The 21,551-nt window shown below is 60.5% G+C and carries 19 protein-coding genes; 9 read left to right on the top strand and 10 right to left on the bottom strand.

Features of this window, described 5'->3' with window-relative positions; all coding sequences use genetic code 11:
* Positions 1-12: 12 nt before the first annotated feature.
* On the top strand, positions 13-1,233 hold the full coding sequence (locus tag N5D61_RS05750; RefSeq protein ID WP_279891346.1) for a 2-octaprenyl-3-methyl-6-methoxy-1,4-benzoquinol hydroxylase: 1,221 nt from the start codon (positions 13-15) through the stop codon (positions 1,231-1,233).
* Positions 1,234-1,313: 80 nt separating this feature from the next.
* On the opposite strand, the gene N5D61_RS05745 is transcribed toward N5D61_RS05750, so the two are convergent.
* The 3 genes from N5D61_RS05745 to N5D61_RS05735 form a co-directional block, all read right to left on the bottom strand.
* The gene (locus N5D61_RS05745; protein WP_279891344.1) at positions 1,314-2,843 is read right to left on the bottom strand and encodes a SulP family inorganic anion transporter; all 1,530 of its coding nucleotides are present in this window, start codon (positions 2,841-2,843) and stop codon (positions 1,314-1,316) included.
* Positions 2,844-2,980: 137 nt separating this feature from the next.
* A complete protein-coding gene (locus tag N5D61_RS05740; protein ID WP_279891343.1) occupies positions 2,981-3,715 on the bottom strand; it encodes a carbonic anhydrase in 735 nt (244 codons plus the stop codon).
* A 330-nt stretch (positions 3,716-4,045) separates the two neighbouring features.
* Positions 4,046-5,104: a PA0069 family radical SAM protein gene (locus tag N5D61_RS05735; protein WP_279891342.1), complete on the bottom strand. Its 1,059-nt coding sequence runs from the start codon at positions 5,102-5,104 to the stop codon at positions 4,046-4,048.
* A 193-nt stretch (positions 5,105-5,297) separates the two neighbouring features.
* Between N5D61_RS05735 and N5D61_RS05730 the strand changes: the two genes are divergently transcribed.
* The 5 genes from N5D61_RS05730 (at position 5,298) to gcvH (ending at position 10,571) form a co-directional block, all read left to right on the top strand.
* Complete coding sequence (locus N5D61_RS05730; protein WP_279891340.1) at positions 5,298-5,972, top strand: dual specificity protein phosphatase family protein; 675 nt, start codon at positions 5,298-5,300, stop codon at positions 5,970-5,972.
* Positions 5,973-6,079: 107 nt separating this feature from the next.
* Positions 6,080-7,081 (top strand): extracellular solute-binding protein, encoded by a 1,002-nt coding sequence (locus tag N5D61_RS05725; protein ID WP_108236107.1) that lies wholly within the window; start codon positions 6,080-6,082, stop codon positions 7,079-7,081.
* Between the two features lie 145 nt (positions 7,082-7,226).
* Positions 7,227-8,843: an iron ABC transporter permease gene (locus N5D61_RS05720; RefSeq protein WP_108236417.1), complete on the top strand. Its 1,617-nt coding sequence runs from the start codon at positions 7,227-7,229 to the stop codon at positions 8,841-8,843.
* Positions 8,844-9,038: 195 nt separating this feature from the next.
* Complete coding sequence (gcvT, locus tag N5D61_RS05715; RefSeq protein WP_108236106.1) at positions 9,039-10,121, top strand: glycine cleavage system aminomethyltransferase GcvT; 1,083 nt, start codon at positions 9,039-9,041, stop codon at positions 10,119-10,121.
* 66 nt (positions 10,122-10,187) lie between these two features.
* A complete protein-coding gene (gene gcvH, locus N5D61_RS05710; protein WP_108236105.1) occupies positions 10,188-10,571 on the top strand; it encodes a glycine cleavage system protein GcvH in 384 nt (127 codons plus the stop codon).
* Between the two features lie 110 nt (positions 10,572-10,681).
* On the opposite strand, the gene N5D61_RS05705 is transcribed toward gcvH, so the two are convergent.
* From N5D61_RS05705 to N5D61_RS05685, 5 genes are all read right to left on the bottom strand, one after another.
* Positions 10,682-10,999 carry a DUF2388 domain-containing protein gene (locus tag N5D61_RS05705; RefSeq protein WP_108236104.1) on the bottom strand — a complete coding sequence of 106 codons (318 nt, stop codon included), beginning with the start codon at positions 10,997-10,999 and terminating at the stop codon, positions 10,682-10,684.
* Between the two features lie 81 nt (positions 11,000-11,080).
* Positions 11,081-11,527 (bottom strand): NfeD family protein, encoded by a 447-nt coding sequence (locus N5D61_RS05700; RefSeq protein ID WP_108236103.1) that lies wholly within the window; start codon positions 11,525-11,527, stop codon positions 11,081-11,083.
* Positions 11,528-11,530: 3 nt separating this feature from the next.
* Positions 11,531-12,469: an SPFH domain-containing protein gene (locus N5D61_RS05695; RefSeq protein WP_108236102.1), complete on the bottom strand. Its 939-nt coding sequence runs from the start codon at positions 12,467-12,469 to the stop codon at positions 11,531-11,533.
* A 100-nt stretch (positions 12,470-12,569) separates the two neighbouring features.
* Entirely contained in the window at positions 12,570-14,354 is a 1,785-nt protein-coding gene (locus tag N5D61_RS05690; protein ID WP_108236101.1) for a GspE/PulE family protein, read from the bottom strand.
* 112 nt (positions 14,355-14,466) lie between these two features.
* On the bottom strand, positions 14,467-14,814 hold the full coding sequence (locus N5D61_RS05685) for a hypothetical protein (protein WP_108236100.1): 348 nt from the start codon (positions 14,812-14,814) through the stop codon (positions 14,467-14,469).
* A gap of 163 nt (positions 14,815-14,977) precedes the next feature.
* On the opposite strand from N5D61_RS05685, the gene N5D61_RS05680 reads away from it, so the two are divergent.
* Positions 14,978-15,448, top strand: a complete 471-nt coding sequence (locus tag N5D61_RS05680; protein WP_108236099.1) for an Lrp/AsnC family transcriptional regulator — start codon at positions 14,978-14,980, stop codon at positions 15,446-15,448.
* 113 nt (positions 15,449-15,561) lie between these two features.
* On the opposite strand, the gene N5D61_RS05675 is transcribed toward N5D61_RS05680, so the two are convergent.
* Positions 15,562-16,929, bottom strand: a complete 1,368-nt coding sequence (locus N5D61_RS05675) for a CYTH domain-containing protein (RefSeq protein ID WP_108236098.1) — start codon at positions 16,927-16,929, stop codon at positions 15,562-15,564.
* Between the two features lie 153 nt (positions 16,930-17,082).
* On the opposite strand from N5D61_RS05675, the gene argE reads away from it, so the two are divergent.
* The gene (argE, locus tag N5D61_RS05670) at positions 17,083-18,231 is read left to right on the top strand and encodes an acetylornithine deacetylase (RefSeq protein ID WP_108236097.1); all 1,149 of its coding nucleotides are present in this window, start codon (positions 17,083-17,085) and stop codon (positions 18,229-18,231) included.
* A 142-nt stretch (positions 18,232-18,373) separates the two neighbouring features.
* A complete protein-coding gene (argA, locus tag N5D61_RS05665) occupies positions 18,374-19,672 on the top strand; it encodes an amino-acid N-acetyltransferase (RefSeq protein ID WP_108236096.1) in 1,299 nt (432 codons plus the stop codon).
* A gap of 69 nt (positions 19,673-19,741) precedes the next feature.
* Here argA and gshA read toward each other — a convergent pair whose 3' ends face one another.
* Positions 19,742-21,328 (bottom strand): glutamate--cysteine ligase, encoded by a 1,587-nt coding sequence (gene gshA, locus N5D61_RS05660; protein ID WP_108236095.1) that lies wholly within the window; start codon positions 21,326-21,328, stop codon positions 19,742-19,744.
* Between the last annotated feature and the right edge of the window lie 223 nt (positions 21,329-21,551).

Genomic DNA, 21,551 nt, shown 5'->3' with positions numbered 1-21,551 from the left:
ACGATATAAAGCATGGAAACGCGCGCAGATCTGCTGATTGTCGGGGCCGGAATGGTCGGTAGCGCGTTGGCGCTGGCGTTGCAAAACAGTGGTCTGAATATTTTGGTGGTTGACGGCAGCCCGTTAAGCGTCAAACCGTTCGATCATTCAGCACCCTTCGAGCCGCGCGTCAGTGCCTTGTCGGCGGCCAGTCAGCGAATTCTTACGCGCCTGAACGTCTGGGAAGGTATCGCCTCGCGGCGGGTCAGTCCTTATGGCGAGATGCACGTTTGGGACGGCAGCGGCACCGGCAACGTGCATTTTTCAGCCGCCAGCGTGCATGCCGATGTGCTGGGCCACATCGTGGAAAACCAGGTCGTCCAAGATGCTTTGATAGAGCGCTTGCACGACACCGATATCGGGTTGCTGGCCAATGCGCGGCTGGAGCAGATGCGCCACTCCGCAGATGACTGGCTGCTGACGCTCTCCGATGGTCGCAAACTGCGTGCCCCACTGGTGGTGGCCGCTGATGGAGCGAACTCGACGGTACGCCGCATGACCGGCACCGCCACGCGGGAATGGGACTACATGCACCATGCCATTGTGACCAGCGTGCAGACGGCCGAAACCCATCACCAGACGGCGTGGCAACGGTTCACGGACGAAGGCCCGCTCGCCTTCCTGCCCCTTGCCCGCGGCGCAGAGCACTGGTGCTCCATTGTCTGGTCCGTGACGCCGGATGAGTCAGAGCGCCTCATGAAGCTAGGAGAGCAAGCCTTCTGTCATGAGCTTCAGAACGCTTTCGAAGGCCGCCTCGGCAAGGTCCTCGCAGTGGATCCGCGCCTGTGCGTACCGCTGCGTCAGCGACACGCCAAACGCTATGTAGCCGAGGGGCTGGCGCTGATCGGTGACGCCGCCCACACCATTCATCCGCTGGCGGGGCAGGGCGTGAACCTCGGTTTTCTCGACGCTGCAGTGCTGGCCGAAGTGCTGCAGTCGGCAGCGGAGCGGGGCGAACGATTGGCCGACGTTAAAGTACTGAGCCGTTACGAGCGTCGTCGCATGCCCCATAACCTGGCGCTGATGGCGGCCATGGAGGGGTTCGAGCGTTTATTCCAGGCCGATCCACTGCCGCTTCGCTGGTTGCGCAACACCGGTTTGAAAATGGTCAACCGGTCGACCGAAGCCAAGGCATTGTTCGTCAGGCAGGCCCTCGGGCTGGCCGGAGATCTGCCGGAGCTGGCAAGGCTCTGATCCTCCGTCCGGCCTGATCGGCGGTGGGGTGAGGCGTCCAGGACGGTCGCCTCACCCCACACCTCTCCGGCAGCCACGCTTCAATGCATCGCTGCGCCGCCGATCGAGGTACGGATGCGTCCTTCGACACGGCGCTTCAACAGACGTTGTTCCAGCAGCAGGCGCGAGCCTTGAGCCGCATTGGCCCGTCCCCACTCTTCCAGCAGTTCGAGGCAAGAGTGGTCGATGTAGCGAAGGTTGCCCAGCGGGACATGCAATGTGGTGCCCGGTGGGACGCTGCCCAGAGCCTGCGTCAGTGCGGGCACCTTGAGGAAGGTCGCAGCGCCATTCAAGCGCAGTTCCATTTCTCCCTCGGCCTCTAGGTCGACCAGATTGATCTTCAGGCGCGATGCGTTCAGTGCCAGCTTGACCAGGGTCAGACCGAACCCGATCAGTACCCCGGTGAGCAGTTCAGTGAGGATGATCGAACTGGCCGTGGCGGCGTAGATGAACATTGGCATCCGGCCATACCGACCCAGTCCGCGTAGCGCCTTGAGATCGACCAGCTTGAAGCCCGTGAACACCAGCACACCGGCCAGGCTTGCCACCGGGATGCTTTGCAACACGCTCGAAAGCAACATGACGAACGCCAGCAACCAGAGGCCGTGAAAGATCGTGGACATGCGCGTTCTGGCCCCCGCCTGGACGTTGGCCGAGCTGCGGACGATCACCCCGGTCATGGGCAATGCGCCGACCAGACCGCAGAGCATGTTGCCAATGCCCTGAGCGCTGAGCTCTTTGTCGAAATCCGAGCGCGGGCCGTTATGCATTCGGTCCACGGCGGCTGCCGACAGCAGTGTTTCCGCACTGGCGATGAACGCCACGGCAATCGCGGCAATCAGTACGGCGGGGTTGGCGAGGTTGAGCAGATCCCCCGGGCTCAGCCAATCGATGGCTTCAGCGAGGTTGGCCGGGACTTCCACACGATTGACGTCTAAGTTCATGAGCAAGCTGATCGCTGTCGCGATACCCACGCCCAGCAGCGCGCCGGGAACGAAGCGCAGCGACGAAGGGCGAGCCTTTTCCCACAACCACATCACGGCAATGGTGCCCAGCCCCAGCAGGCCCGCCTGCATACCGCTGCCTGGCCCGATGGCACCGAACAAGGTCTCGGGAAAGGCAATCAGGTTGTCCAGCCCAGAGGGTTTCGGGCCACTGTCGAACATGACATGCACCTGGGAAAGTACGATCAGCACGCCGATACCGGCCAGCATCCCATAGACCACAGCCGGGGCGGTCACCCGGAACCAGCAACCGAGTTTGAGTCGTCCAGCGACCAGCTGCAGCAGGCCAGCCAGCACCAGTATCGGCCCAAGCATGGCCATGCCGTGTTCACGCACCAACTCGAACACCAGGACCGCCAGCCCAGCGGCCGGACCGCTGACCTGCAAAGGCGAGCCCGCTAGCCAGCCGACCACGATGCCACCGATGATCCCGGTGATCAGGCCCTTTGCCGGTGGCAGGCCCGACGCGATGGCGATTCCCATGCACAACGGCAGGGCCACCAGAAAAACCACCACGGACGCCAGTAGCTCCCGTGGCAACAACGACTTCAGATCTGCAGTAGCCATGACGACTCTCCGGAAAAACTTCAGGCGTGACAAATCCCGACGGCGCGTGCGAAGCGCGGCCGTTACAGGCTTGAGTGGGGGTGAAGCGGTCAGTGCCGATGCAGGCTCACGGGGGTGAGCCTGCGATCAGCCGGCGATCAATATCGCGCGCGCGGCGGCGTCGCCGTCGGAATGGCATCTTCGCTGTCCAGCGGCAGGAAGCGGTCTTGCTCGGCGTCGTAGGCGCGGATTTCGCTGGTCTCGATGTCGTAGACCCAGCCATGAATGAACAGCTGGCCGCTGGCGAGCTTCGAGGCCACGGATGGGTGAGTGCGCAAGTGCTGCAGCTGGGCGATGACGTTCTCTTCGGTGAGGACGTGCATGGTTTCGTGCTCGCCGGTGCAGCTGCAGTTGTGCTCGACCACGGTCCTGGCCACTTCGGCGTGACGTAGCCAGGCTTTGACCGTTGGCATCTTTTCAAGGGTATGCGGGTTGAGCACCGCACGCATGGCACCGCAGTCGGAGTGGCCGCAGATGATGATGTGCTGAACACCCAGCGCCATGACGGCGTACTCAATGGCGGTGGACACGCCACCGTTCATCGGGCCGTAAGGTGGAACCACGTTGCCGACGTTACGGGTCACGAACAGGTCGCCTGGCGAGCTCTGGGTGATCAGTTCCGGGACGATGCGTGAGTCGGCACAGGTGATGAACATCGCGCGCGGATGCTGGGCAGTCGCGAGCTTTTTGAACAGTTCTTCCTGTTGCGGGAAAACGTCATGGCGAAAATGCTTGAAGCCATCGACGATGTGCTGCAGCGCCTCGTTGGCGGATTCGGCTTTGCCCGAGGCCTGGGGTGCGGCGGCCTGAGGCTGTTTATCCCTGTTGCTCATGTCTCATCCTCTCTGTCGGATTGAAGTGGAGTTTCCAGTGATTCCTGTGGACGACCCACTTTTTTCTGGCATGACGGACAATTCCATCTGTGCGCGACCAGTCGGTCACTTGCGAAACACCTTAGCGATAGAAACTTAATTGAAACTGAATGCATCGCTCTAGCTCGCGGGTTTGGCTTAAGAAAATCTTAACCTGCGGCTGTACCCACGCCTGTAGCAGTCCATTTTGCAGGATGCAGCGCCCTCGAGACCGGTACCACCTGCGCACCGGGCTGCGCCAGAGAGCGTCGCACGGGTCGTGAGCAACTGACAGTCAAGACGACATCGGAGTCACAACAAAGACATCTGGCCGCCCGGCGGACAGAAGGCTTCACAGTCCAATTTGAAACTGTCGCGCCGGTTCAGGCCCAATTTCTTCACCGCCATACTGTAGCGCTGCGCCAGCAGTTCGGCGAACACCCCTTCACCTCGCATCCGCGATCCGAAACGGCTGTCATACACCTGGCCGCCTCGACTCTGGCGCACCAGGCTCATGACGTGCTCGGCTCGCTGCGGATAATGTGCCTGCAGCCATTCCTCGAACAGCGGGGCCACCTCCAGTGGCAAACGCAGCATGACGTAGCTGGCACTCAACGCCCCGGCCGCCTTGGCCTCGGCCATGAGTTTTTCCAGCTCCATGTCGTTGATCATCGGAATCATTGGCGCTATCAGAACTCCGACGGGTACGCCTGCGTCGCGCAAGACGCGGATCGCGCGCAGCCTGGCCTTGGGCGCGGCAGCCCGAGGTTCGAGGATACGCTTGAGTTCATCGTCCAGCGACGTGAGGCTGATGAATACCGACACCAGATTGAGTTTTGCCAGTTCGGCGAGAAGATCCAGGTCGCGAAGGATGAGTGACCCTTTCGTGATGATCGTGACCGGATGACGATAGCGAAGCAGCACTTCGAGTGTGGCCCGAGTGAGGTTGTAGTCCCGCTCGATGGGCTGGTACGGATCGGTATTAGCGCCCAGGGTGATGGGGGCCACTTGGTAGCCGGGTTTGGACAACTGTTGTTCGAGCAGCGCGGCGGCGTTGGTCTTGGCGATCAGCTTCGTTTCGAAATCCAGGCCGGGAGACATGTCCCAATAGGCATGGGAAGGACGCGCATAGCAATAGATGCAGCCGTGTTCGCAGCCGCGGTAGGGGTTGATCGAGCGATCGAACGGAATGTCCGGCGAGGTGTTGCGCGCAATGATGCTCTTGGCGGTTTCCAGGGTCACCGTCGTGCCTTGCGTCAAGGGTGCTTCCTGGTACCAGCCATCGTCCTCGGCAACCGAGCGGTTGGGTGCGAAACGATTGTGGGGATTGGTGGCCGTGCCGCGGCCACGCGGGGGCAACTGAACGGACATGCTCACCTCACGAGTACTGTTTTTATATACAGTATCGCGAATCATTCACTGGCTCCATGCCTTTTCTCCGCTTTGAGTGAGCCCGCCGATCAGTGGCTCAACGATCCTTTGACATCCGTCTCACATCATCTTGACCCACAGCTACTCACACTGACCGCATCTTAACCACCACTCTGTTGGACGGTATGCCACGATGCGCATTCGACTGTTTGCTTGTTTTGCGGCTGCACTGTTTGGGTTGTGCATGGGCGGGCTCGTTCAGGCTGAAGATCTCCAGACGCCTGCAATGCGTCCGGGCGAATGGGCGCAACCCATCGACAAGCATTACAACCTTTACCAAATCACCCCAAGCCTCTATCGCAGCCGCTTGCCTGACGCTGCGTCGCTTCCTCTTCTGAAGACGCTGGGCGTGGTTACCGTGGTCGATTTTCTCAAAGAGAGCGATGACACATGGCTGACCGATCCATCAGTGACGCAGGTGCAGATCCCGCTGCAAGCCGCGCATATCGATGACGCCGACATCCTTCAAAGCTTGCGCGCCATCCAGACGGCGCAGCAAAAAGGCCCGGTGTTGATCCATTGCAAGCATGGGCTGGATCGGACCGGCCTGGTGTCGGCCATGTACCGCATCGTCATTCAAGGATGGAGCAAGCAGGCTGCGCTTGATGAAATGGAGCATGGTGGCTATGGCAGCGAAGATAGCCTCAGGCACGGCATCGCCTACATCAACAACGTGGATGTTGTGGCGTTGAAGAAAGCATTCGACAGCGGCGCCTGTAGCACCAGTGCGTTTGCCGGCTGCGCGATCAAGGGTTGGTTTCAGAAGACTGATCTGGCCGGCGTGCCTACGCTCCTATGGCGCTTGTGAGTGTCAAGGCGCACCCGCGCTGCAACATCTGGTAACGGCTCCAGACGGACTTCGCGGATGAGATTCACTACCATTTCGCCTCATTTCAAACGCAAGAGATCCTCCGCATGCAGGCGAGCAAGCGTCTTCTGGCTGCCCTGGCATTGGCCGTGTTCGGCAGTGCTGCACAGGCCGCCGATGAAGTGGTGGTGTATTCATCCCGCATCGATGAGCTGATCAAGCCGGTTTTCGATGCGTATACCGCAAAGACTGGCGTGAAGGTTAAGTTCATCACCGATAAGGAAGCGCCGCTGATGCAGCGCATCAAAGCCGAAGGGCAGAACGCGACAGCTGACCTGCTGCTTACGGTAGACGCTGGTAACCTCTGGCAAGCCGAGCAAATGGGGATTCTGCAGCCGTTCACATCGCCGGTGATCGATCAGAACATTCCCTCACAGTACCGCTCTTCGACTCACGCCTGGACGGGCCTGAGCCTGCGCGCGCGCACCATTGCCTACTCGACCGACCGGGTAAAGCGCGAGGATCTGACGACCTACGAGGCGCTGGCTGACAAACAGTGGGAAGGGCGTCTCTGCCTACGCACCGCCAAGAAGGTGTATAACCAGTCGCTGACTGCCACCTTGATCGAAACTCACGGCGCAGAGGCTTCGGAAAAAATTCTCAAGGGTTGGGTCAATAACCTGTCCACTGACGTGTTTTCCGATGACATTGCGGTGCTCGAAGCGATCAACGCCGGGCAGTGCGATGTGGGTATCGTCAATACCTATTATTACGGCCGACTGCACAAACAGAACCCTGAACTGGCCGTCCGCCTGTTCTGGCCTAACCAGAATGATCGTGGGGTTCATGTGAATCTCTCGGGGATCGGGCTGACCCGATATGCACCCCACGCCGAGGCGGCCAAGGCATTGGTGGAGTGGATGACCGGGCCTGAAGCGCAGGCCATTTTCGCGGGCACCAATCAGGAATTTCCGGCCAACCCGAACGTGCCGCCCTCCGAAGAGGTGGCAAGTTGGGGGGCGTTCAAGGCCGACACCATCCCCGTGGAAATTGCAGGTCGGCGTCAGGCCGAGGCGATTCGCATGATGGACCGGGCCGGCTGGAATTGACCCTTGCTCCCCGCCCGTACGATCACTCTGATGTCCGAATGACGAAGTGGTGGGGATGAATCTGCGCGCGATGAGACCGCTGGGTCAGACGCGCTAGCTCATCCCCAGCAATGCGATGTAAATCCTGAAACGTGTGGGTTCCCCCTTGGCTCATCCTGCCCAGCGCCGCTGGTACCCTCTGGTTTACGCCATCGCAGCACTGGTGCTGCTGCCCCTGAGCGTATTGTTTCTATCCTGGCAGACCATCGATTACGAGATCTGGTCCCATCTATGGGAAACCCAGATGCCTCGGCTGTTGGGTAACACGCTGACACTCGTCGGGGGCGTGGGTGTCGGCGTGACGTTGCTGGGTGTCAGCCTTGCCTGGCTAACGGCACTGTGTGAGTTTCCCGGACGACGCTGGCTCGACTGGGCGCTGATGCTCCCCTTTGCCATTCCCGCCTATGTCCTGGCCTTCGTATTCGTAGGCCTGCTGGATTTCTCCGGCCCGCTGCAGAGCCTGATGCGTGAATGGTTCGGCGCGGGGGTCCGGTTTCCTCGCGTGCGTTCCACCGGCGGGGTCATCGTCGTGCTGGTGCTGGTTTTCTACCCTTACGTCTACCTGCTGGCGCGCACCGCGTTTCTTGCTCAGGGCAAAGGCCTCATGGAGGCGGCCCGTGTGCTCGGGCAGACGCCTTGGCAGGCCTTCTGGCGCGTCGCATTGCCGGTGGCCCGCCCTGCGATCGGGGCAGGCGTGGCACTGGCATTGATGGAAACCCTTGCCGATTTTGGCGCCGTCTCGGTGTTTAACTTCGACACGTTCACGACCGCAATCTACAAAACCTGGTATGGCTTTTTCAGCCTATCGAGTGCCGCGCAGCTCGCCAGTCTGCTCTTGTTGGCTGTGATGCTGGTGCTATACGGCGAGCGCCGCGCTCGAAGAGCCAGCCGGGCGAGCAATGAGCGGCCGCGCATCCAGGCGCTGTATCACCTCCATGGCATCAAGGCAGTGGCCGCCGCTGGCTGGTGTGGGCTGGTGTTCTGCTGCGCATTCGTCGTACCGCTGCTGCAACTGGTGGTCTGGGTCTGGCAAAGGGGGCGTTTCGACTTGGACGAGCGGTACACGGGGCTGATCCTGCATACCCTTTATCTGGGAAGCATCGCCGCACTGGTGACCGTCAGCGTAGCGATGCTGCTGGTGTTCGCTCGTCGCCTCGCCCCAACCCGTGGGATCCGCGCAGGCGTCAGCCTGGCCAACATGGGTTACGCGCTGCCAGGCTCTGTACTCGCGGTATCCATAATGCTCGCCTTCAGTTACCTGGACCGGGTCTGGGTGGTGCCTCTGTCCGCTTGGCTCGGCGGAGCGGGCAAACCTTTGCTGCTAGGGAGCCTGGCCGCGCTGGTGCTGGCGTACCTGGTGCGGTTTATCGCGGTGGCGTACGGCCCTTTGGAAAACAGCCTGTCACGCATCCGGCCGTCGCTACCGGAAGCGGCGCGCAGTCTGGGTGTCAGTGGTCCACGATTGTTTTTCAGAGTTTATCTCCCGCTGCTGATTCCCGGGACGCTGAGTGCGGCCCTCCTGGTGTTCGTCGATGTGCTCAAGGAGATGCCCGCGACGCTGCTGATGCGGCCGTTTGGCTGGGATACGCTGGCCGTGCGCATCTTCGAAATGACCAGCGAAGGTGAATGGGCGCGTGCCGCCTTGCCGGCACTGACGCTGGTGATTGTCGGTTTACTCCCCGTGATTGGCCTGATCAGACGTTCGGCCAGACCTATCGGCTAGGTGCGGGGTCCCCCCCATGCGGCTACAATGCGCCGCAATCGACAAGGTCTGTCAGACAATTCCGCAAGTACGCAAAGGTGTCAGCCCCCAGATCCGGGGGAATTGCGGTGGGTGGTGTGATGGATCGCGTCTTCGCTACAGGGCGATGTGAGACCGCACTGGCTTTGCAACGTCCTGGCCCGGAAGGAGAAACCCATGGGATTGCGCACCCCTCTGTTCGACCTGCATCTGGCCCTTGGCGCCAAGCTGGTCGATTTTGGCGGTTGGGACATGCCGTTGCACTACGGCTCACAAGTCGAGGAGCACCATCAGGTGCGTCGCGATTGCGGTATTTTCGACGTGTCGCACATGCACGTCATCGACATCACTGGCAGCCAGGCCAAGGCGTGGTTACAGCACCTGCTGGCCAACGATGTCGGCAGGTTGCAGCGTACCGGGCGTGCACTCTATACCGCGATGCTCGACAACCACGGCGGGATTGTCGACGACATGATCGTCTACCTGACCGAAGCGGGTTATCGTCTGGTGGTCAATGCGGCCACCGGTGCCAAGGATCTGGCCTGGATGAATGCTCATCGGGCCGGTTTCGACGTCCACCTCGCTCATCGTTCCGAACTCGCCATGCTGGCCATTCAGGGGCCGCATGCCCGGCAGAAGATCGCCGAGCTCGTCACTCAGGCTCGCACCGAACTGATCCATACGCTCCAACCGTTCGAGGGGCAGCAGGAAGGCGACTGGTTCATCGCTCGCACAGGCTACACCGGTGAGGACGGCCTGGAGATCATCCTGCCGAGCGAGCAGGCCTGCCGCTTCTTCAACGACATGGTGGGTGCGGGTATTTCGCCGATTGGCCTGGGGGCGCGGGACACATTGCGCCTGGAAGCCGGCATGAACCTGTATGGCCAGGAAATCGACGAGCAGGTAACTCCTTTGGTCTCCAACATGGCGTGGACCGTCGCATGGTCGCCACCGGAGCGCGACTTCATCGGTCGGGCTGCCTTGGAGGTCGAGCGTGCAAAAGGCGTTGGCTCGAAGCTGGTAGGGCTGGTGCTCGAAGAGCGAGGCGTCCTGCGCGCCCATCAGGTCGTCCGCATAGCGGAAATTGGCGAAGGGGAGATCACCAGTGGTAGTTTCTCTCCTACGCTGAGCAAGTCCATTGCGCTGGCGCGCGTGCCGACGGCGACTGCCGACCGAGCCGAAGTGGAGATTCGGGGCAAGTGGTACCCGGTCCGCGTGGTTCAGCCGACGTTCGTGCGTCACGGCAGAGCCCTGATTTAACCTGTTTTGAACAGCCACCCTTGGCGGGTTTTCCGCTGACCTGATGAAGTAGAGAGGATAAAGATTATGAGCACTATTCCCGCCGAACTGCGTTTTGCCGAGAGCCACGAGTGGGCGAAGCAGGAGGGCGATCTGATCGTCGTCGGTATTTCCGACCACGCGCAAGAAGCACTGGGCGATGTGGTGTTCGTCGAATTGCCGGAAATCGGCAAGGTCTTCGCGGCGGGCGACGCAGCGGGTGTCGTTGAATCGGTCAAGGCGGCTTCCGACATCTATTCGCCGGTGGCCGGTGAGGTGGTTGAGGTGAACGAGGCGCTGGGCGATACCCCGGAAGAGCTCAACAACTCGCCTTATCAGTCGTGGATCTTCAAGGTCAAGCCGAGCGACGCCACTGGGGATTTGGCAAAATTGCTGGATGCTGCAGGGTACAAGGCTGCTATCGGCGAATGATTCTTGCGCGTGCTTGGTTGGGCACGCGAGCTTGCCGCCGACCAGAAAGAGTCAGCCTCGGCAGAGATTGACTCGGTACTTGGCGGCAAGCCAACAGGCTTGAATGGATGTTACTGTTCGGCAACCAGGTTTTTGGCCAGAATCGCATTGGCCAAGTCCATATCCGATGCGTTCAGACTCGGATTATCCTTGCGCACCTGATCCAGCGCCGCTTCCAGATAAGGGCCGCGAATGGCGCCGTTGCTGGCGACGAAGCTGCCCGCATCGTCCTGTGCTGCCACAATCAGCTTGTGATGCCGAAAGGTCAGGTAGGTCGAACCGGTGGTGGCTCCGGACGAGATGACATCACGAAGGAAGCCGTCAGCCATGGCGGAACCGACTGGCAGGGACAGCAGGGCTAATGTGGCTACAGCGAGTTTTAGACGCATGACGGGTTACTCCGACTTGGGGTTGTTCTGAAACGATTTGATACGCCCAGCCTCCATCTAGTTCCGCAAGCACGGAACAGGTCAGAGCGCCTGGACTTTCAGAATCGCCCCGTCTTGAGCGATCACTCTGACTCGGTCACCTGCAGGCGTATCGGGGCCGACCACCATCCACACGCCATCGCCGACCTTGATCTTGCCTCGCCCATCGACAATCGCGTCGTGCACGACGAAGGTCTGGCCGATCAGTTCCGAGCCCCGCATATTCAGACCCGGCTGATCGGACTTGCGCCATACGCTGCGCTGACGCCGCCACCAATACAGCGCTGTGCACACCGCAAAGACCGCGAACAGCAGAAACTGCAGCTCCCAGCTCAGGGTCGGCGCGATGTACGTGAGGATGCCCACGGCTGCGGCTGCGACACCGATCCACAGCAAATAGCCTCCCGCGCCGAATACTTCCAAAATCAGCAATACCGTGCCGAACCCCAGCCAGTCCCAGAACGATAGATTTTGCAGGTAGTCCCACATGGCTCAGACTCGCTTCCCGGTATCGGTCTTGGGCTTGTCAAAGGTCGCTTTGACAATCTCGCCGATTCCGCCCACCGCGCCGATCATCTGGCTGGCTTCCAACGGCATCAGGATCACCTTGCTGTTATTGGCCGAGGACAGCTTGCCCAGCGCATCGATGTATTTCTGCGCAACGAAATAATTGATGGCCTGCACATCACCGGCGGCGATGGCCTCCGACACGACCTGAGTCGCCCGAGCCTCGGCTTCGGCCTGACGTTCGCGTGCCTCGGATTCCAGAAATGCAGCCTGACGCTCGCCTTCCGCTTCCAGGATCTGCGCCTGCTTCTTGCCCTCGGCCGTCAGAATGGCGGAGGCGCGCAAGCCCTCGGCTTCGAGAATCTGCGCGCGCTTGATCCGCTCGGCTTTCATCTGCCCGGACATGGCCGCCATCAGATCCGCGGGCGGGCTGATGTCCTTGATTTCGATCCGGGTGATCTTGATGCCCCACGGTGCCGTGGCCTCATCGACGATCCGCAGGAGGCGCTCGTTGATACCGTCGCGCTGGCTCAGCATGGCGTCCAGTTCCATTGAGCCGAGCACGGTGCGGATGTTGGTTTGCAGCAAATTGCGAATGGCATGCTGCAGGTTGTTGACCTCATACGCCGCCTGGGCGCAGTTGACCACCTGATAGAAGCACACGGCGTCGATCTGAACCGTGGCGTTGTCGGAGGTGATGACTTCCTGGGGCGGGATGTCCAGCACGGTTTCCATCATGTTGATCTTGTGACCGATCCGGTCCATGACCGGAACGATGATGTTCAGGCCCGGCTTGAGGGTGTTGGTGTAACGACCGAAGCGCTCCACAGTCCACTGGTAGCCCTGTGGCACCACCTTGAAACCCATGAAAACGATGGCAATGGCCAAGGCGACGAAGAGTAAAACCACACTGCCGATTTGCATAACATGTCCCTGTTGACGGTTGCTGAAAAGAATCCGAATGAACAGAGGATACGGTGATCGGAGCGCTCTCTGCGACTGATTGTTGTAACGGAGAAGCAGCTTATCGCTGCTCACTCTGCGGTGTGACTCGCAACACTTCTTCGACGGTAGTCAGCCCCGCGGCGACTTTCTGTGCCCCTGACAGCCTCAAGCTGCGCATGCCGTCCTTGAAGCCTTGTCTGCGGAGGGCTGTAAGGTCCAGGTCGGCAGTGATCAAGGTCTTTACCGCATCAGACATCAACATGATTTCGTACACCCCCGCGCGGCCCCTGTAGCCCGTGTCGCGGCATTCGGCACAGCCTACCGCCCGATGCGCGCCGCTGGGAACGGGCGCTTGCCAAGGGCGGGTCAGGGTCTGCCAGTCCACCTCGTCGAGCTCCACCGGTGCCTTGCAGTGCGGGCACAGCGTACGGACCAGTCGCTGTGCCATCACGCCAAGGATTGTCGCCTTGAGTAGATAGTGGGGCACACCCAACTCCAGCAGGCGGCTGATGGCACTCGGCGCGTCGTTGGTGTGAAGCGTCGAGAGCACAAGGTGACCGGTCAAGGCCGCCTGAATGGCCATTTCTGCTGTTTCCAGGTCGCGGATCTCGCCAATCATGATGATGTCGGGGTCCTGCCGCATCAGGGCCCGCACGCCGCTGGCGAAGGTCAGGTCAATGTTGTGCTGGACCTGCATTTGGTTGAAGGCTGGCTCGACCATCTCGATGGGGTCCTCGATGGTGCAAAGGTTCACTTCGGAGGTCGCCAGCTTTTTGAGGGTCGTGTAGAGCGTGGTGGTCTTGCCGGAACCGGTCGGCCCGGTGACCAGGATGATGCCATTGGGCTGATGCGTCATGCCTTCCCAGCGTCGCAGGTCGTCGCCGGAAAAACCCAGTTGGTCGAAGTCCTTGAGCAGCACTTCCGGGTCGAAGATCCGCATCACCATTTTCTCACCGAAGGCGGTCGGCAATGTCGACAAGCGAAGTTCCACCTCGCCGCCATCGGGCGTCTTGGTCTTGACCCGGCCGTCCTGTGGCTTGCGCTTTTCAGCGACATTCATCCGGCCCAGGCTTTTCAATCGACTGGTAACGGCCATCGTCACCTGCGGCGGGAATTGATAGACATTGTGCAACACGCCGTCGATGCGGAAGCGCACGGTCCCGGCTTCGCGACGTGGCTCGATGTGAATGTCGCTGGCACGCTGCTGGTAGGCGTACTGAAATAGCCAGTCGACAATGTTGACGATGTGCGCATCGTTGGCGTCCGGCTCCTGGTCGCTGGCGCCGAGCTTGAGCAACTGCTCGAAATTGCCTACGCCGCTGACTTTCTGATCGGTTGCGCTGGCGCCACTCACGGATTTCGCCAGCCGGTAGAACTCGACGGCGAGCTTCTGCACATCCACGGGATTGGCTACCACCCGCTTTATCGGCATTTTCAGGACGTGCATCAAGTCCGCTTCCCACGCCTTGACGTAAGGCTGGGCGCTGGCGATGGTCACGCACTCGCGATCCACGGCCACTGCGAGGATCTTGTGGCGCTGGGCAAACGCGTAAGACATCAGGGGCGTCACTGCGGCGACATTGATCTTCAGGGGGTCGATGCGCATGTATGGCTGGCCCGCTTGCTCGGCCAGCCACGCGGTGAGGGTTTCCAGATCGAGTTTCTTGCCAGGGCGCTTGAGATTGTCGAATTGCTGGCTGGCAAGGAATTCCAGTGGGTGGGTCTGCAGATTCTGCGCGCTGCGACGCAACGTCAGCGCTAATTCGGCATTGTCCTGATCGAGGTATCCCTGCGCGACGAGGTCACGCAGTAGTTCATTCAGATCCAGCCAGCGGTCCTGGGAAGAGGGGGCAAGGACAGACATGCGGGCTCCTTTGGACGAGACAACTCACTTCGCGAGTAAGCAAGAGTAGTCCCAAGCGTGCCAGTTGTTGCGCCCTGCAGGTAGTGAAGCGTTGCCAATATTTTCGGCACACTCAACCGACAGCGAGTGAGACGGGCCCGGATAGGACGTGGGATTCCTCGATCGGTTCCAGCGCAACCGAGCAGACATTGATCAAATTGCGCATCTTTTCCCCAATCACTTGCGCGCGATGCCAGCTCATGCCGTCCACTTCCACGTCGATCGTCAATACGCCCTCTTGCTGCAAGACGCTCACCTGCTGCGGGATGAGGTATTGCATGGCGAAGAGGTTGAGCACACGGCAGATGAGGTCCGGCTCTGCTTCGGCAAGGATCTGATAGCGCGACCGGCACTGGGCGTTGTTGGCCGACCACGCATCGGGGCGCAGTGTAGAAGATACGACGGCTTCGAGGTGTGGCATGGGAAACCCTCATGGTGGGCCACTGAATCGATCGGACGTGGCAATGGATAGGTGCGATGGAAGAATTTTTACATGGGAAGCGGGAAATTTCTGATCCATAATCGATTGAAATGCGCTGCTTTTAACTCGTTTATGCGCAATGTTCGAGCATGGAAAATAATTTATGCAAATCGAGTTGGATGCCTTTGATCGCAAGATACTCGCCCTTCTGCAAGACGATGCGTCGCTCTCCAGTGCGCAGGTGGCTGAACAGGTCGGCCTGTCTCAGTCGCCATGCTGGCGCAGAATTCAGCGGTTAAAGGATGAAGGGGTCATCCGCCGTCAGGTGACGCTGCTGGATCGCAAGAAAATCGGCCTGAACACGCAGATTTTCGCTGAGGTGAAACTCAATGCCCACGGGCGCTCCAACTTCACGGAGTTCACCGAGGCGATTCGAGGGTTCCCCGAAGTGTTGGAGTGTTATGTGCTGATGGGGGCCGTGGACTTTCTGCTGCGCATCGTGACGCCGGACATCGAAGCCTACGAGCGCTTCTTCTTTGAGAAGCTGTCGCTGGTACCGGGCATTCAGGAGGTGAACTCGACGGTGGCCTTGTCGGAGATCAAATCGACGACGAGTTTGCCGATCATCCGGTGAAGAAGGGCTGTAGGAGCGCGCTTGCCCGCGATTGCAGTGTGTCAGTAGATATATTCGTATCAGACAGACAGCAATCGCGGGCAAGCGCGCTCCTACAGGGTTGGAGTTGCGTATTAGATTTTGAGCAACGCCTTCCACACCCGGCTTTGCAGGACGGTGACGGTTTGTTGCACGCGCGCTTCGAGGATCGGGTCGGTGATGTCCAGTTGCGCCAACTCCGCCAGTTTGTTCAACTCGCCATACAGGCGATCCAGATCCGGCAATTCCAGGGTTTGACGAGCGAAGTGCAGCCAGACCTGGATGCGCTCGATGCGCTGCAGCTGTTCGGCCAAGTCCTCCGGCTGTTGTTGGTAGCGTGCCAGGTTCAACGCGGTGGCTTCGTCGCTCAAGAAGCGGGGCAACCAGCTGCTGAGCATGGCATTGCCCAGACGGTTGCCACGGTTATTGCGCTCGAGGGTCCAACGGCGCTCCATCAACCAGCGCGATGTGGTCAGCGAGAACTGGCCCCATCGCGGGTCGTCGAGCTCTTCGATGAACTGCTCATGGGCGGCGGCCCGCACATCGCCGTCTTCCTTGCCGGCCTGCACCAAGGTGCGCCAGTCTTCCAGCAGCGCGTCCAGAGCCGCACGCAGGTCGTGGGTCGAGGCGCGCGGCGCGGCCTGGCCGAGACTGGCGGTCAGTGCGCGCAATTCCGCGAGCACCTCGACCCAATCCTGCAGCAGGCTCCAGTGGCCATTGAATCGATATTGCTCGGCCAGCCGCTGGCTGCTGCCCAGCAGGTACCAGGCAAGTGCGCTGTAGGCGTCGTCCACCGACGTTTCAGCGTGCAATGCCGGGACAGGCAGCTTGATGGTGTATGTACTGGCGTCGAACAGACGATACCCGCGCTCAGCCTTGCTGATGTCGCAAGGCATCAGCGGGAGTTTCTCGGCCAACTCCGAGGCCAGTTCCAGCAGAGCCGCAGGTTCGCCTTCGCGCAGTTCCAGCTCGAGCTCGCAGATTTCTTCCTTCTGCTTACCGACGATCACATGGCCGAGGTCCAGGGCGGCCTCGATCACCACCTTGGATTTGCCGCGACCCCACGCGATTTCGGCTTTCTCGCGAACGAAATCGGTGGTGAACAAAGGCTTGATGGTCTTCTTGTCCAAGTCCGCCAATTGCGCGGGCCAACATTCGCCCTCGAGTTTTTTCAGGTCGAGTTTGGCTTTGGGCAGGTTCCAATTGTATTCGTTGCGCTCGGATAGCCCGGCAACGCTCTGGCCCCGAGTCTTGAGGGTCTGGATGATGGCGTCGCCGTCCTTGCGCAGCCGCAGCGCAACCTTGGCTTGGGCCAGTTCGCGGTCAGGGGTGTCGAAGTACTGATTGAACAGTTCCAGCTTTTCCCAGCCGCTTTTGTTGCGTTTCTTCAACAACGGGTGTTCGCGCAAGGCGCTCAGGGTTTCGCGGCTGACGCGGAGTTTGATTTCGGTTTCTTTCTGCATGGCCGGGAATCCAGACGCTCTTGTGCTGATATCGGGGACGCGGCGGAATCGACACGGCCGCGTGGGTCGTGCAGTGTACAGGACATCACCTCGACAGTTTATTCCTGCTGCCCAATCACCCTATGATGGTCCGCAGCACGAGAGGAGTCGTCTATGCCGTTGCCGTCCATGAAAGACCAGTTTGCCGCCTTGATCGCCGCGCCTTCCGTGAGCTGCACGCAACCCGCGCTGGATCAGTCCAACCGCACCGTCATCGATCTGTTGGCCAGTTGGCTGGGCGATCTGGGGTTCAAATGCGACATACGGCAGGTGAGCCCCGGCAAATTCAACTTGCTGGCCACCTACGGCTCGGGCCCTGGCGGGCTGGTATTGTCCGGGCACAGCGATACCGTTCCCTACGACGACGCGCTCTGGAAGAGCGATCCGCTGAAGCTGACGGAAGTCGACAACCGGTGGGTCGGCCTTGGCAGCTGCGACATGAAAGGCTTCTTCGCACTGGCGATCGAAGCCCTGCAGCCGTTGCTCGACAAGCCGTTCAAGCAGCCGTTGATTATTCTGGCCACCTGCGACGAGGAAAGCTCGATGTCTGGCGCAAAGGCGCTTGCAGCCGCGGGAGGCGTCCTTGGGCGGGCAGCAGTGATCGGCGAGCCCACGGGGCTGAAGCCGATCCGACTGCATAAGGGCGTCATGATGGAGCGCATCGAGATTCTCGGCCGCAGCGGCCATTCGTCGGATCCGAGCCTCGGAAACAGTGCCCTCGAGGCCATGTATGACGCCATCGGCGCACTCAAAGGGCTGCGGCAGGAGTGGCAGACGGCGTTCAACAACCCGCAGTTCAGCGTCCCTCAGCCGACCCTGAATCTCGGCTGTATCCATGGGGGGGACAACCCCAACCGCATTTGCGGTCAATGCTCGCTGGAGTTCGATCTGCGCCCTCTGCCAGGCATGGACCCGGAGATGCTGCGGTCCGCCATCCGGCAGAAACTGCAACCGTTGGCCGAGCACCATCAAGTGAAAATCGACTACGCACCGTTGTTCTCGGAGGTCGCGCCGTTCGAGCAGAGTGCCGATGCGGAACTGGTGCGGGTCGCCGAGCGTCTGACCGGGCACACGGCCGAAGCGGTGGCATTTGGCACCGAAGCGCCTTATCTTCAGCGCCTCGGTTGCGAGACCATCGTTCTGGGCCCTGGCGATATCGCCTGCGCGCACCAGCCTGGCGAGTATCTAGAAATGTCACGTTTGCAGCCTACAGTGCGTCTGCTACGTCAATTGATCGAATATTACTGCCTGACTCAGCCTTGAGTGCGGGGTTTGAGCCGGGGGGCTACGGCCGCCATCCAATCCAGAAGGAGATCCGCGTGTTGCGATGCCTGTTCCGACGATAAAGCTCATGCCGTTGTGAGCGTCTACCCCTCGTCCCTTTTTGCTACAGGCCGGTCTGGATATGCCCGATTACGTCAATTGGCTTCGCCACGCGTCTCCCTACATCAATGCCCACCGGGATTGCACCTTCATCGTCATGCTTCCGGGCGACGGTGTCGAGCATCCTAACTTCGGCAACATCGTGCACGACTTGGTGCTGCTTCACAGCCTGGGCGTGCGCCTGGTGCTGGTGCACGGATCTCGCCCGCAAATCGAAAGCCGTCTGGCTGCGCGCGGCATCACACCGCACTTCCATCGCGACATGCGCGTCACGGACTCGGCGACCCTTGAATGCGTGATCGACGCCGTAGGTGCATTGCGGATCGCAATTGAGGCGCGTCTGTCGATGGACATGGCCGCCTCGCCCATGCAGGGCTCGCGCTTGCGGGTCACGGGTGGCAATTTTGTGACCGCGCGTCCGATTGGCGTGCTCGAAGGTGTCGACTATCAGCACACCGGCGAAGTGCGTCGGATCGACCGCAAGGGTATCAACCGTCTCCTCGACGAGCGCTCGATCGTACTCCTGTCGCCGCTGGGCTATTCGCCGACCGGGGAAATCTTCAACCTGGCTTGCGAAGACGTCGCCACCCGTGCCGCGGTCGATCTGGGGGCAGAGAAGCTGCTGCTGTTCGGCGCCGAATCGGGGTTGATGGACGAACAGGGGAATCTGGTCCGTGAACTGCGACCTCAGCAGATTCCCGCTCATTTGCAGCGTCTGGGTAACAACTACCAGGCCGAGCTGTTGGATGCGGCGGCCCAGGCGTGTCGTGGCGGGGTTGCCCGCAGCCATATCGTCAGTTATGCCGAGGACGGTGCCTTGCTGTCCGAACTGTTCACCCGCGCTGGCGGCGGCACGCTGGTGGCGCAGGAGCAGTTTGAGCTGGTGCGTGAAGCGTCGATTGGCGACGTAGGGGGCTTGATCGATCTGATTACGCCACTGGAGGAGCAGGGTATTCTGGTGCGCCGCTCTCGCGAGGTCCTGGAGCGGGAAATCGAACAGTTCAGCGTGGTCGAGCGCGAGGGACTGATCATCGCGTGTGCGGCCTTGTACCCGATTGCCGATTCCCAAGCCGGAGAGCTGGCGTGCCTGGCGGTGAACCCCGAGTACCGTCACGGCGGGCGTGGCGACGAATTGCTGGAGCGCATCGAGGAGCGGGCAAAGGCGCAAGGTTTGAAGACGCTTTTCGTCCTGACCACCCGCACCGCCCATTGGTTTCGAGAGCGTGGTTTCGAACCGAGCAGCGTTGATCGGCTGCCTAGCGCCCGGGCGTCGCTGTACAACTACCAGCGCAACTCGAAGATCTTCGAGAAGGCGATTTAGGCCGGCTCGCCCGGAGGCAGTACATGCGGAAGTGCCGAGTGGACTTCCGCATCGTGTTGCTCTGTCGAATCAGTTACTGATCGCCAGAATACTCGCCTGATACGCGCCCACGAAGGTGTCGAAATCTACCGGCTCTTCGGTCTGCTCCAGCTCGGATTGCTGAGCCAGTGACTCCCGCGCCTTGCTTTCGAAGTTTGCCTGGTCCTCGGCACTCAATGGGCGGCTGCGGAAGTGCTCGGCGTGCTCCTGTGCCTGACGCAGCGAGAATGCCGTGAAGCTTTCCTTGTGCTCTGTCATGGCTGCCAACACCTGAGCAGAGGGCGTGAGCGAGACGTCCGCGACCTTCGCCCGTTGGGCAGCCAGCGATTTGACGTGTTCGTCGATGCCTTGACTCTTGTCCAGCAGGGCGCTGATCGGCTCGATCTGGTTTAGCAAATCATTCGCCCAGGTTTTCAAATCTACGGTCGAATTGTCGCGACTCAACTGCAAGCCAGGTCGGCGACCTTCCTTGACCACGGTCAGGAAATTGCCGCTGGCATTACCACACTCGCAATCGGCCAACTGCGGGCTTTCCTGCAAGGCACAAAAGAGAATGAACGCATCGATGAACCGCGCCTGCTGCAGATCGATCCCGACCGGCAGGAAGGGATTGATGTCCAGGCAACGCACCTCGACGTACTGTACGCCGCGAGCCATCAAGGCCTGGATCGGACGTTCGCCCGAATAGGTCACGCGTTTGGGGCGGATCGTCGAGTAGTACTCGTTCTCGATCTGCAACACGTTGGTATTGAGCTGAATCCACTCGCCATCCTTGTGTGTACCGATCTCGACATAGGGCGCGTAGGGCGTGGCCACGGCCTTGCGCAGGCTGTCGGTGTAGGTTAGCAAGTCGTTGTAACACGGCGTCAGATCCGCCTGCGCGCTGCTCTGGTAGCCCAGGTCGCTCATGCGCAGGCTGGTGGCATACGGCAGATACAGGGTGTCGGCGTCGAATTGCTCCAGCTGGTGGGAGCGGCCGCGCATGAAACTGGCATCCAGTGCCGGCGATGCGCCAAACAGGTACATCAACAGCCAGCTGTAGCGCCGGAAGTTGCGGATCAGGCCGATGTAGCTCTCGGACTGGAAGTCCCGGTCGCTGCCTTCGAACGCCACGGTCGACTTGAGCACGGGCCAGATGTCTTCAGGCAGCGAGAAGTTGTAGTGAATACCGGCAATGCACTGCATTGTTTTGCCGTAGCGCAGCGCCAGGCCCTGACGGTACACATACTTGAGCTTCCCGATATTGGATGTGCCGTAGTAGGCAATCGGGATGTCTTCTTCGGCCGGCAGCGGGCACGGCATCGAAGGGCTCCAGATGTATTCGCTGCCCAGTTTGCTGTAGGCGAAACGGTGGATCTTGTCCAGGCTGTCCAGGGTGTCGGCGGGGTGGGTCAATGCCGGAGTGATGAACTCCAGCAGCGACTCGGAATAGTCAGTGGTGATCTGTTCGTTGGTGAGGGCAGAGCCCAGCGCTTCGGGATGCGGGGTCTGTGCCAGGCGGGCATCGCCTGTAACGCGCAGGCATTCACGCTCGATACCGTGCAGGCACTTCTCCAGGAGGGAGAGGTGCGAGTGCTCGCCAAGCAGGGCCAGGCGGCGATTGAGAAGTTCGCTCAAGTTGGTTTCCTTCACGCGTCAGTCGGCCCTATATGGGGACGATATGGCGGTCTACAAGGGTGAAGAAAGGAACTGGCGTTTTCGCCTCGTTTTGGGTCTTAACGCCGATGCCCGTCACTGGTCATGCTCGCCCGTGAGGGGGCAGGCATGACCGGGAAATTTCGACCCTGCTGTCCCGATGCAGAGATTCAGCGCCGAAATTAACCCATATCCGTATCGGACA

Origin of the sequence: Pseudomonas sp. GD03842, assembly GCF_029841165.1 — a bacterium.
In the GTDB taxonomy this organism is placed as follows: Bacteria; Pseudomonadota; Gammaproteobacteria; order Pseudomonadales; family Pseudomonadaceae; genus Aquipseudomonas.
Note: the sequence above shows the minus strand (reverse complement) of the source record. Positions and strands in the feature narration are given on the sequence as shown.

What these genes read in the sequence shown, in the direction of transcription:
- N5D61_RS05750 (WP_279891346.1), top strand. Translation starts at nt 13, where the DNA reads ATGGAAACGCGCGCAGATCTGCTGATTGTCGGGGCCGGAATGGTCGGT.
- N5D61_RS05745 (WP_279891344.1), bottom strand. Translation starts at nt 2,843, where the DNA reads ATGGCTACTGCAGATCTGAAGTCGTTGTTGCCACGGGAGCTACTGGCG.
- N5D61_RS05740 (WP_279891343.1), bottom strand. Translation starts at nt 3,715, where the DNA reads ATGAGCAACAGGGATAAACAGCCTCAGGCCGCCGCACCCCAGGCCTCG.
- N5D61_RS05735 (WP_279891342.1), bottom strand. Translation starts at nt 5,104, where the DNA reads ATGTCCGTTCAGTTGCCCCCGCGTGGCCGCGGCACGGCCACCAATCCC.
- N5D61_RS05730 (WP_279891340.1), top strand. Translation starts at nt 5,298, where the DNA reads ATGCGCATTCGACTGTTTGCTTGTTTTGCGGCTGCACTGTTTGGGTTG.
- N5D61_RS05725 (WP_108236107.1), top strand. Translation starts at nt 6,080, where the DNA reads ATGCAGGCGAGCAAGCGTCTTCTGGCTGCCCTGGCATTGGCCGTGTTC.
- gcvT (WP_108236106.1), top strand. Translation starts at nt 9,039, where the DNA reads ATGGGATTGCGCACCCCTCTGTTCGACCTGCATCTGGCCCTTGGCGCC.
- gcvH (WP_108236105.1), top strand. Translation starts at nt 10,188, where the DNA reads ATGAGCACTATTCCCGCCGAACTGCGTTTTGCCGAGAGCCACGAGTGG.
- N5D61_RS05705 (WP_108236104.1), bottom strand. Translation starts at nt 10,999, where the DNA reads ATGCGTCTAAAACTCGCTGTAGCCACATTAGCCCTGCTGTCCCTGCCA.
- N5D61_RS05700 (WP_108236103.1), bottom strand. Translation starts at nt 11,527, where the DNA reads ATGTGGGACTACCTGCAAAATCTATCGTTCTGGGACTGGCTGGGGTTC.
- N5D61_RS05695 (WP_108236102.1), bottom strand. Translation starts at nt 12,469, where the DNA reads ATGCAAATCGGCAGTGTGGTTTTACTCTTCGTCGCCTTGGCCATTGCC.
- N5D61_RS05690 (WP_108236101.1), bottom strand. Translation starts at nt 14,354, where the DNA reads ATGTCTGTCCTTGCCCCCTCTTCCCAGGACCGCTGGCTGGATCTGAAT.
- N5D61_RS05685 (WP_108236100.1), bottom strand. Translation starts at nt 14,814, where the DNA reads ATGCCACACCTCGAAGCCGTCGTATCTTCTACACTGCGCCCCGATGCG.
- N5D61_RS05680 (WP_108236099.1), top strand. Translation starts at nt 14,978, where the DNA reads ATGCAAATCGAGTTGGATGCCTTTGATCGCAAGATACTCGCCCTTCTG.
- N5D61_RS05675 (WP_108236098.1), bottom strand. Translation starts at nt 16,929, where the DNA reads ATGCAGAAAGAAACCGAAATCAAACTCCGCGTCAGCCGCGAAACCCTG.
- argE (WP_108236097.1), top strand. Translation starts at nt 17,083, where the DNA reads ATGCCGTTGCCGTCCATGAAAGACCAGTTTGCCGCCTTGATCGCCGCG.
- argA (WP_108236096.1), top strand. Translation starts at nt 18,374, where the DNA reads ATGCCCGATTACGTCAATTGGCTTCGCCACGCGTCTCCCTACATCAAT.